This window comes from Pseudonocardia sp. SID8383 (genome assembly GCF_009864975.1).
GTDB lineage: Bacteria > Actinomycetota > Actinomycetes > Mycobacteriales > Pseudonocardiaceae > Pseudonocardia > Pseudonocardia alni.
In genome coordinates this window covers 1-10,351 of the sequence record NZ_WWFY01000138.1, presented here as the reverse complement: position 1 = coordinate 10,351, position 10,351 = coordinate 1, and the positions used below count along the sequence as shown (strand labels likewise).

Sequence of the window (10,351 nt, the reverse complement as noted above, 5' to 3'; positions counted from 1 at the left end):
CCCGCCGAGCTGGACACGCCGGAGCCGGTGGGCCGGGGCTGAGCCGGGCCGGCTGCGGCGGTCCGCGCCGGGCCGGCTCAGTGCACGACGGGCGCGGGCCGCTCGGCGACCGGGTTCTCCAGTGTCCCGACGCCGTCGATCTCGACGGTGACCCGGTCCCCCGCGGTCATCGGCCCGACCCCGCCGGGGCTGCCGGTGAGCACGACGTCACCGGGCTGCAGCGTGATCCAGCGGGTCACGTGGGCGAGGATCCGCGCGACGTCGAAGATCATCGCCCCGGTGTCGGACTCCTGGACGGTGCGGCCGTTCAGCGTGGTCCGCAGCCCCCACGGGCCCGCGCCCGGCTCGGTCTCGATCCACGGCCCGAGCGGGCAGAAGGTGTCCGCGCTCTTCGCCCGCGCCCACTGCCCGTCGGCGCGGTAGTCGTGCGCGGTGACGTCGTTGGCGCAGGTCAGGCCGAGCACATGCGACCAGGCGGTGCGTTCGTCCAGGTCACGGGCCCGGCGGCCGATCACCACCGCGAGCTCGCCCTCGTACTCCAGCCGTTCCACCCCGGCCGGGCGCAGCACCGGCTCCCCCGGTCCGACGACGGCGTTGGGCGCCTTGAGGAACAGCGCGGGCCGCTCCGGGCGGGGACGCCCCTTCTCGGCGAGCTGGCAGGGGTAGTTGCTCCCGACGCACACGATGGTGCGGGGGTCGCAGGGGGCGAGCAGGACGACCTCGGCGAGCCGCCCGGCGACCGCCCCCGGCCCGGACGGGCCCAGCTCGCGGACGACGTCGCCGTCGCCGCCGGTCTCGACCCGCCCCGTGCGCGGGCCCTGGCCGGAGTCGTAGCGGACCAGTCGCATCCGCTCACACCGTCCCGGCCGGGCCGAGTGCCTCGCGCACCAGCTCCAGCGGGTGCCAGGCGGTGCGCCCGGCGCCGTGGAAGATCTGCTGGCGGCAGGAGACGCCGGTCGCGGCGACCAGGGTGTCGGCGGACTCGGCGTCGATCGCCGGGAGCAGGCGGTCCCGGCCGACCTCCATCGAGGTCGCGTAGTGCTCGGCCTCGAAGCCGAACGAGCCCGCCATCCCGCAGCAGCCGGAGTCGATCTCGGAGACCTCCAGCCCGGGGATGCGGCGCAGCAGCGCGAGCGTCGCCGCGGTCCCGACCTCGGCCTTCTGGTGGCAGTGCCCGTGGTAGACCACGCGCCGCCCGCTCAGCGCCGACCGCTCCGGCAGGACCAGGCGGCCGTCGTCGAGGGCCTCGACGAGCAGCTCCTCGACGTGGCGGACCCGCTCGCCCACCGACCGGGCCTCGGCGCTGTCCGGGAGCAGGGCGAGGGTCTCGTCGCGCAGGGTGAACACGCACGACGGCTCGCAGCCGACGATCGGCGCGTCGGCCGGTGTGTCCCGGGCGAGCGAGGTGACCAGGCCGGTCGCCTTGCGACGGGCGTCGTCGAGCAGTCCCTTGGACAGGCTGGACCGGCCGCAGCAGCCGCCGCCGGCCAGCTCGACCCGCCACCCGGCACGCTCCAGCAGGCCGATCGCGGCCCGCCCGATGTGCGGCTCGGTGAAGGTGGTGAACGAGTCGGCCAGCCACACGACGGTCCCGGCCGGTGCGGCGGCCCGCGCGGGGTCACGACGCCGGAACCACCGCACCAGGTTGTCCCGGTCGAAGCGCGGCAGCGGGCGGCGCGCGGTGATCCCGACCGTCCGCTCGGCGAGCCGGCGCAGCACCCCGACCCGGCCGGGCAGGTTGGACAGCGGCGCGGTCGCCGACCCGAGCCGGTTCAGCGTGCGGATCGCACCGAACAGCCGCGAGCGCAGCGGCGTGCCGTGCACCGCGTGCTGCTGGTGGAGCGCCTCGGCCTTGAGCGAGGCCATGTCCACGCCCATCGGGCACTCGCTCTTGCAGGCCTTGCACATCAGGCACAGGTCGAGGATCTCGTGCAGCCGCCCGTCGGCGAGCCCGGCGGCCGGGTCCGGCTCGGACAGCGCCTTGACCAGTGCGTTCGCCCGGCCGCGCGTGGAGTGCTCCTCCTCGAGGGTGACCTGGTAGGACGGGCACATCACCCCGGCCGTGGTCTTGCGGCACAGGCCGATGTTCATGCAGCGGTCGGCGGCGTCGCGCATCCCGGTGGCGCCGGGGCCGCCGATCACCTCGAACGACAGCGCCGTGGTCAGCCGCGGGGCGGGCGGCAGCGCGTCGCGGTCGCGCAGGTTCTCGGTCATCGACGGGGCGTCGACGATCTTGCCGGGGTTCATGACGTTCCCCGGGTCGAACAGGGCCTTGACCCGGCGCATCGCCTCGTACAGCTCGTCGCCGAAGATCTCGCGGTTGAACTCCGAGCGCGCCAGCCCGTCGCCGTGCTCGGAGGAGTTCACGCCGCCGTACTCGGCGACCAGGTCCTTGATCCGCTCCGCGACCCGGCGCATCGTGGCGACCTGGGCCGGGTCGGTGAGGTCGACGAACGGGCGGATGTGCAGGCAGCCGACCGAGCAGTGGCCGTAGAACCCCGCCTCGAGACGGTTCTCGTCGAGGATCTGCTTGAACCGCGCGGTGTACTCGGCCAGGTGCTCGGGGGCCACCGCGGTGTCCTCGACGAAGGCCAGCGGGCGCCGGGTGCCCTCCCCCGCCGCCATGAGCAGCCCGAGGCTGGACTTGCGGACCTTGAGCAGCGCGGCCTGCTCGGCGGGGGTGACCAGCTCCAGGGTGTGGTAGCCGTGGCCGTGGCGCTCCCAGAGCGCCGCCAGTGCGCGCAGCTTCGCCACCAGCCCGGCCTCGTCGTCGCCGGAGAACGAGACGAACAGGAGCGCGGCCGGGTCACCGACGAGGTGGTTGCCCAGGTCGGCGTACTCGATCTTGCGTCGGGACAGGTCGAGGATGGTCCTGTCCATCATCTCGACCTGGTGCGGATCGCAGCTCAGCGCGTCGGCGGTGGCGGAGATGGCGCCGTGCACGGTGTCGAAGTGGCCGACGGCGTAGACCGTCCGCGCGGGCTTGGGCACCAGGTCGACGACGGCGCGGGTCGCCAGCACCAGCGTGCCCTCGGCGCCGACGACGAACGTCGCCAGGTCGAACGTCCCGGACTCCGCGAAGCCCGCGAGCCGGTCCAGCCGGTAGCCGCAGGCCCGGCGCCAGAACAGCGGCATGCCCGCGGCGATCGCGTCCTCGTTCTCCGTGACCAGCGCGGGGAGCTCGCGGTAGAGGGCGCCCTCCAGGGTGTCCGCGGCGGCGCGACGACGGCGCTCGTCGGCGTCGACGGGTTCCAGCCGGGCGGTGGAGCCGTCGGACAGCACGACGTCGAGCGCGCGGACGTGGTCGATCGTCATGCCGAAGGTCAGCGACCCGCTGCCCGCGGAGTTGTTGCCGATCATCCCGCCGATCGTGGCCCGGTTGCTCGTGGAGGTGTCCGGGCCGAACATGAGCCCGTGCGCGGCCGCGGCCCGGTTGAGCTGGTCCTGCACCACCCCCGCCTCGACGACGGCGGTGCGCGCCACCGGATCGAGCTCGACGATCCGGTTGAGGTGCCGGGACAGGTCGAGCACGAGCCCCGGTCCGACGGTCTGGCCGGCCAGGCTGGTGCCGGCACCGCGCGGGACGACCGGCACGCCGAACTCGGCCGCGGTGCGCACGGCCGCGGCGACGTCGTCGTGGGTACGGGGGAAGACCACTCCGAGCGGGGTGATCGCGTACATGCTCGCGTCACGGGAGAAGAGGTGGCGGCTGTAGTCGTCGAAGGCGACCTCGCCGGTCACCCGGGACCGGAGCGTCTCCTCCAGACCCGGGACGGCGGTGGTGGCGGTGGCGGGACGGGTCAGCTCGGCGGTCATGGGGGGCGTCCTCTCGCGACGGTGCGGGGGCGGTCGGGGCGGGTCAGTCGGTCTGCAGCCGCTCCAGCGCCGCGTCGAGGCCGGAGCCCGCGACCGGCACCCCGGCGAGACCGAGGCCCATCTGGACACCGGCGAGGGTCCCGGCCAGCGTGAGGTCGTTGAACGCACCGAGGTGGCCGATCCGGAAGATCCGCCCGGCGAGGCGGCCGAGACCGGCGCCCAGCGACATGTCGAAGCGGTCGAGGATCACCGCGCGGACCTTGTCGGCGTCGACGTCGTCGGGGACGAGCACGGCGGTGAGCGCGCTGGAGTACTCGCGCTCGTCGAGGGCCAGCACCTCCAGGCCCCACGCCCGCACCGCGGCCCGGGTGGCCTCGGCGTGGCGGGTGTGGCGGGCGAAGACGTTCTCCAGTCCCTCGTCGTGGAGCAGGCGCAACGCCTCCTTGAGCCCGTACATGAGGTTGGTGTTCGGGGTGTAGGGGAAGAAGCCGCGCTCGTTGGCCGCGAGCATCGGGCCCCAGTCCCAGAAGGTGCGCGGCATCGTCGCGGTGCGGGAGCGCTCCAGGGCCTTGGCGCTGATCGCGTTGAAGCTCATCCCCGGTGGCAGCATCAGCCCCTTCTGCGAGCCGGCGACGGTCACGTCGACACCCCACTCGTCGTGCCGGTAGTCCATCGAGCCGAGCGAGGAGATGGTGTCGACCAGCAGCAGGGCCGGGTGATCGGCGGCGTCCATCGCGGCGCGGATCTCGGCGACCCGGCTGGTGACACCGGTCGAGGTCTCGTTGTGCACCACGCAGACGGCGGCGATCCGGCGGCCGGTGTCGGCGGCGAGCCGCTCGGCGACGACGGCGGGGTCCGCCCCGTGCCGCCAGTCGCCGGGCACGAGGTCCACCCGGAGCCCGAGCCGGCCCGCCATCTCCTGCCACAGCGTGGCGAAGTGCCCGGTCTCGAAGCACAGCACCGTCTCCCCCGGGTTCAGGGTGTTGACCAGGGCCGCCTCCCACGCGCCGGTGCCGGTGGCCGGGTACATCACGACCGGACCGGTGGTGCCGAAGACCGGGCGGACGTCGCGCAGCAGCTCCGTCCCCAGCGCCTGGAAGTCCGGACCGCGGTGGTCGATCGTCGCGGCCGACATGGCGCGCAGCACCGAGTCCGGCACGTTCGTCGGGCCGGGGATCTGCAGGAAGTGCCGACCGGCTGCGTACGTCATGAGGTTCTCCACGCTCGGTGACCGATGGTTCCGGATGGCGGAATCCGGGTCTCGCGCTGATGACGGTATACCGTCTACAGTCTGCCGTCGAGAGGGTGCTGCAGAGCCTTCCCACATCCCGTCGAGCGGCATCGACGCCGCTTGACGGGCGTGTGTGATCCTGCTGATACTCGGGATATCGAATTCGTTTTCCGCATTGCGGAAAATGCGGCCCGGCGACGTCGCGCGGACCGCGTCATCAGTTCCTGTCTGCGTCAGTGCCGACCCCAGAGGAAAACGATGTCCATCGAACTCATCACCATCGTGGCACTCGCCCTGGTGTTCCTGATAGCGACGATCCTCCCGGTCCACATGGGCGCGCTGGCCTTCGTCGCCGCGTTCGTCGTCGGCACGGCGTTCGTCGGGGAGGACACCGACGACATCGTCGGCGGGTTCCCCGGCGACCTGTTCGTGATCCTCGTCGGCGTGACCCTGCTGTTCGCCATCGCCAAGGGCAACGGGACGGTGGATCGCCTGGTCCAGCTGGCGGTACGGGCCGTCGGTGGCCGGATCGCCCTGATCCCGTGGGTCATGTTCGGCGTCACCGCCGTCCTGACCGCGGTCGGCGCCGTCGTCCCCGCCGCGGTCGCCATCATCGCGCCGATCGGCATGGGATTCGCCCAGCGCTACAAGATCAACCCGATGCTGATGGGCCTTCTCATCATCAACGGGGCGAGCGCCGGCGGCTTCTCGCCGATCAGCATCTTCGGCAGCATCGTGAACGGCGTCGTCGCCCGCAACAACCTGCCGAGCAATCCGGGGCTGCTGTTCTTCTCGTCGTTCGTGTTCAATCTCGCGCTCAGCATCGTCGTGTTCCTGATGTTCGGCGGGCGGGAACTGCTCCGCCGTTCCCGGGATGCCGCGGGATCCTCGGGCGCCGGCGACGACCGAGTCGCCGTGGCCGCCGAGCCGGGCACCTCGCTCGCCCTGGGCGGCGGCGCCGTGCCGCACGGCCGGTCACGGACGGTCACCGGCGGGGCCGGGTCGGGTGGGTCCGGAGCCGCCGAGCCGGTCGGCCCGGACGACGACGAGCCGCACCGCCCGCTCGAACGCGACCACGTGTTCACGATCCTGGGCCTGGTCGCACTGGCCGTCGGCGCACTCGCGTTCGGCCTCGACGTCGGCTTCACCGCGCTCACCGTGGCGGCGGTCCTCTCGATCATCTCGCCGTCGTCGGCCAAGGCGGCCGTCGGGCAGGTCGCGTGGCCGACGGTGCTGCTGATCTGCGGGATCGTGACCTTCGTGTCGCTGATGGAGCGGGTCGGCACCATCGACTGGCTCGGCACCCTCGTGACGACGATCGGGTCCCCGCTGCTGGCCGCGATCATCATCTGCCTGATCGGCGCGATCGTGTCCGCGTTCGCCTCGACCACCGGCATCCTCGGCGCCCTGATCCCGCTGGCCGTGCCGTTCCTGCTCGCCGGCGAGGTGGGCGCGGTCGGCCTGATCATCGCGCTGTCGCTGTCGTCGTCGGTGGTGGACTCCTCGCCGTTCTCCACCAGCGGGGCGCTCGTCGTCGCGAACGCGCCGGCCGACCAGACCGACCGGGTGTTCCGCGGGCTCATGATCTGGGGCTTCAGCATGTGCGCGGTGGCACCGCTGCTGAGCTGGCTGATCTTCGTCGTCCCCGGCTGGGGCTGATCCGGTGCCGGGAACGGGAGCAGGCCCGGGCGGCGTCCAGTCCGTCGTCCGGGCCTTCCGGATCCTCGACGTGCTGGCCGAGGCGGACGGGGAGCTGTCGATCAGCGAGCTCGCCGTGGCCGTCGACCTGCCGCAGCCCACGATCCACCGGATCGTCGCGACCCTGCGCGAGCTCGGCCACGCCCACCAGGTCACCAACCGCCGCTACACCCTGGGGCCGCGGCTGATCGGGCTCGGGGACCGGGCGTCGCGGGTGCTGGGGGTGCGCGCCGGGGACGACCTGCGCGCGGTGGCGGAGCGGTTCGGCGAGACCGCCAACATGGCCGTGCTCGACGGGGAGCGCGCCGTCTACACCGCGCAGGTGCCCGGTCCGCACTCGATGCGCACGTTCACCGAGGTCGGGCGACGGGTGCCGCTGCACAGCACCGGCGTCGGGAAGGCGCTGCTCGCCCAGCTGCCCGCGCCCGCGGCCCGGCGGCTGCTGGGCTCCACCGGGCTGCCCGCGGCGACCGACCACACCGTCGTCGACCCCGACCGGCTGCTCGGGGAGCTCGACCGCATCCGCCGGGCCGGGTTCGCCGTGGACGCCGAGGAGCAGGAGGTCGGCGTGTTCTGCGTGGCCGTCCCGCTCGCCGGGGTGTCCAGCCCGGCGGCACTGTCGGTGTCCGGACCGATCCACCGCTTCGGGCACGACCGTGTCGCCGAGGCGGCCGCCCTGCTGCGGGCCGCCGCCGACGGCATCGGCGGGACGCTCGCGTGAGCGCCGACCGGAGCTCAGGCCCCGCGCCGGCGGGCGAGCCACTCCTCGGACTCCGGCGTGCCGCCGTCGAGCCGGTCGACGAGGTCGAGCAGGAACGACGTGTGGCCGTGCTCGGTCAGGGCGCGCTGCGCGACCTCCGGGTCCCCCGCCTCGACCACGGCGAGCAGCTCGCGGTGCCGCTCGACGTTCTCCAGCAGGGACTCGCGACGGGCGGTGCGGTTCATCGCCATGCACAGCTGCATCTGGAACGACAGCGCCCGGTAGGCCTCGGTCAGCCGCGAGTGCCCGGCGAGTGCGACCAGCGACAGGTGGAACTCGAACTTGTGGTGCAGGAACCGGCTCTCGTCGCCGGCCCGGCCGACCTCCTCGAACGCCGCCAGGGCCGCCCGGCAGCGCCCCAGCCGCTCGGGCACCCGCACCGGCACGCCGAGGCGGACGGCGAGTGCCTCCAGGTCCTCGCGCAGGGTCACGATCTCGTAGACGTCGTGCCGGGTCAGCGTGCGCACGGTCGCGCCACGCCGCGGGTGCGCGACGACCAGGCCCTCGTGGGTCAGTGTCTGCAGCGCCTCACGCAGCGGCGGGCGGGAGACCCCGAGCCGCTCGGTCAGGCGCGCCTCGACCAGCCGCTCCCCCAGCGCGAGCTCGCCGGAGAAGATCATCGCGCGCAGGGCGTCGGTCGCCAGCTCCGCCATGGACGGCGGCGCGACGATCCGGCCACCGGTACCCGCGTGCACCGCCGTCACCGCACCCACCTCTCCCGTACTTCCGTATACCGTATATCACGGCCGATGCCGACGACCCCGGAGGGCTGCCGATGCAGACCGACCCACCGCTGACCGGAGTGCTCGTACTGGAGGTGGGGGCCTTCATGGCCGCGCCGTTCGCGACGATGCAGCTCGCCGACCTCGGGGCCCGGGTGGTCAAGGTCGAGCCGCCGGGCACCGGCGACCCGACCCGGTCCGCGGGCCCGTTCCTCGACGGCGAGAGCTCCCCGTTCCTGCGGCTCAACCGCAACAAGGAGTCCGTCGTCCTCGACCTCAAGGACGAGCGGGGCCGCGCCGCGTTCCTGGCCCTGGTCGACCGCGCCGACGTGGTGGTGGAGAACCTGCGGCCGGGCGCGATGGACCGGCTCGGGCTCGGCTACGAGGCCCTGGCCGACCGCCGTCCGGAGCTGGTGTACGCCTCGGCGTCGGGCTGGGGTGTCGACGGTGCGGCCGCGACACGGCCGGGGCTCGACATCATGGCGCAGGCCGCGAGCGGGCTGATGAGCGTGACCGGGGAGCCCGACGGCGACCCGGTCAAGGTGGGCGTGCCGGTCTGCGACCTGGTGACCGCGCTCTACGTGGCGCTCGGGGTGACCGCGGCGCTGCGCGAGCGGGACCGCTCCGGAACCGGTCAGCACATCGACGTCTCGCTACTGGAGTCGGGAGTCTCGCTCGCGGTGTGGGAGGCCGGCATGTACCTCGGCGACGGGGAGGTGCCCGCGCGGCAGGGCTCGGCCCACCAGCGCTACGCCCCCTACCAGGCCGTCCGCACCCGCGACGGGCACGTGACGGTCGGCGCGAACACCACCCGGCTCTGGACGTCGCTGTGCGCGGCGCTCGGGCTGGAACGCCTCGAGCGCGACCCGCGCTTCGCCGACCCCGGCTCGCGGCTGGCGAACCGGGTGGCGCTGATCGACTGCATCGAGACGGTCACGAGTACCCGGTCGTCGTCCGACGTGCTCGCCGCGCTCGACGCGGCCGGGGTCCCCTGCGCGTCCATCGCCGGCTACGACGAGGTCTTCACCGACCCGCTGCTCACCGGCCGGGACTTCTTCTGGGACGCCCCGCACCCGACCCTGGCCGCGGTCCGCCAGCTGGGGTCGCCGATGCGCTTCTCCCGCACTCCCGCGCGGCGGGGCACCGCCGGGCCCCCGCTCGGCGCGGCGACCGACGAAGTCCTCGCCGAGCTGTCCGACCCCGCCCGCGGGGGCCACGCGTGAGCCCGGAGGTGACCGCGGAGCTCGCGGCCGGGGTGCTCACCGTGACCTTCCGCCGTCCCGAGCGGCGCAATGCCCTGACCTGGGGCATGTACGAGGGGCTGGTGGCCGCGTGCGAGCGGGCCGACGCCGACCCGGAGGTCCGGGCGCTCGTCGTGCGCGGCGAGGGCGGCCGGGCCTTCGCCGCGGGCACCGACATCGGCCAGTTCCGCGCGTTCACCTCGGGCGCCGACGGGGTGGCCTACGAGCGCCGGGTCACCGCCGTGCTCGACCGGGTGCGCGCCGTCGGCGTGCCCACCGTGGCCGCGGTGGCCGGGTACTGCGTCGGCGGCGGGCTGGGCATCGCCTGCGCGGCCGACCTGCGCATCGCGACGCCCGGGTCCCGGTTCGGCGTGCCGATCGCCCGCACGCTGGGCAACTGCCTGTCCGCGCGGACCCTGGACCTGATGGTCGAGGCCCTGGGCCGCCCGCTGACCGCGGACCTGCTGCTCACCGCGCGGATGCTGGAGGCCGAGGAGGCCGCGCGGGTGCCGGGGTTCCTGCACGCCGTCGTCGACGACCTCGACGCGGGGCTCGATGCGCTCACCGGGCGGCTCACCACCGGCGCACCGCTGACGGTCTGGGCGACCAAGCGGCTGCTGGACGACCGGTCCGCCGACGACACCGCGGTGGTCGACCGGGTCTACGGCTCGACCGACTTCCGCACGACGGTCGCCGGGTTCGGGCAGGGCGGCACCCCGAGCTGGACCGGGACCTGATCCGGGGCTCCGGTCCGCCGTCGGACCGGTGACCGGGGTCGGCGCCGGGCCGTCGGGCCCGAGTGGCGGGTCCGTGGGGCCCGGAGGGCGGGTCCGCCGGGCCCGGAGGGCGGTCAGCGCCGCCGCAGCGGCCGGGCCGGGCCGGT

At 74.0% G+C, this 10,351-nt stretch carries 8 protein-coding genes; 4 read left to right on the top strand and 4 right to left on the bottom strand.

The window, feature by feature from the left end; all coding sequences use genetic code 11:
• Positions 1-77: 77 nt before the first annotated feature.
• From GTW08_RS03395 to GTW08_RS03385, 3 genes are read right to left on the bottom strand one after another with little or no spacing between them, the layout of a single operon-like run.
• Positions 78-848 carry a fumarylacetoacetate hydrolase family protein gene (locus tag GTW08_RS03395; RefSeq protein WP_073574312.1) on the bottom strand — a complete coding sequence of 257 codons (771 nt, stop codon included), beginning with the start codon at positions 846-848 and terminating at the stop codon, positions 78-80.
• 4 nt (positions 849-852) lie between these two features.
• Positions 853-3,816, bottom strand: a complete 2,964-nt coding sequence (locus GTW08_RS03390) for an FAD-binding and (Fe-S)-binding domain-containing protein (protein WP_161151397.1) — start codon at positions 3,814-3,816, stop codon at positions 853-855.
• Positions 3,817-3,859: 43 nt separating this feature from the next.
• On the bottom strand, positions 3,860-5,026 hold the full coding sequence (locus GTW08_RS03385) for a pyridoxal-phosphate-dependent aminotransferase family protein (RefSeq protein WP_100880556.1): 1,167 nt from the start codon (positions 5,024-5,026) through the stop codon (positions 3,860-3,862).
• A gap of 279 nt (positions 5,027-5,305) precedes the next feature.
• Between GTW08_RS03385 and GTW08_RS03380 the strand changes: the two genes are divergently transcribed.
• Together GTW08_RS03380 and GTW08_RS03375 are read left to right on the top strand one after the other, a co-directional pair.
• Positions 5,306-6,706 (top strand): SLC13 family permease, encoded by a 1,401-nt coding sequence (locus GTW08_RS03380; protein ID WP_100878175.1) that lies wholly within the window; start codon positions 5,306-5,308, stop codon positions 6,704-6,706.
• 4 nt (positions 6,707-6,710) lie between these two features.
• On the top strand, positions 6,711-7,466 hold the full coding sequence (locus GTW08_RS03375) for an IclR family transcriptional regulator domain-containing protein (protein ID WP_161151396.1): 756 nt from the start codon (positions 6,711-6,713) through the stop codon (positions 7,464-7,466).
• A gap of 14 nt (positions 7,467-7,480) precedes the next feature.
• Here GTW08_RS03375 and GTW08_RS03370 read toward each other — a convergent pair whose 3' ends face one another.
• Entirely contained in the window at positions 7,481-8,158 is a 678-nt protein-coding gene (locus GTW08_RS03370) for a GntR family transcriptional regulator (RefSeq protein ID WP_161151398.1), read from the bottom strand.
• Positions 8,159-8,280: 122 nt separating this feature from the next.
• Between GTW08_RS03370 and GTW08_RS03365 the strand changes: the two genes are divergently transcribed.
• Together GTW08_RS03365 and GTW08_RS03360 are read left to right on the top strand one after the other, a co-directional pair.
• Positions 8,281-9,450 (top strand): CaiB/BaiF CoA transferase family protein, encoded by a 1,170-nt coding sequence (locus tag GTW08_RS03365; RefSeq protein ID WP_073574317.1) that lies wholly within the window; start codon positions 8,281-8,283, stop codon positions 9,448-9,450.
• Entirely contained in the window at positions 9,447-10,205 is a 759-nt protein-coding gene (locus tag GTW08_RS03360; protein ID WP_073574318.1) for an enoyl-CoA hydratase, read from the top strand. Before GTW08_RS03365 ends, GTW08_RS03360 begins: the two co-directional genes overlap by 4 nt.
• The last annotated feature ends 146 nt before the right edge of the window (positions 10,206-10,351 follow it).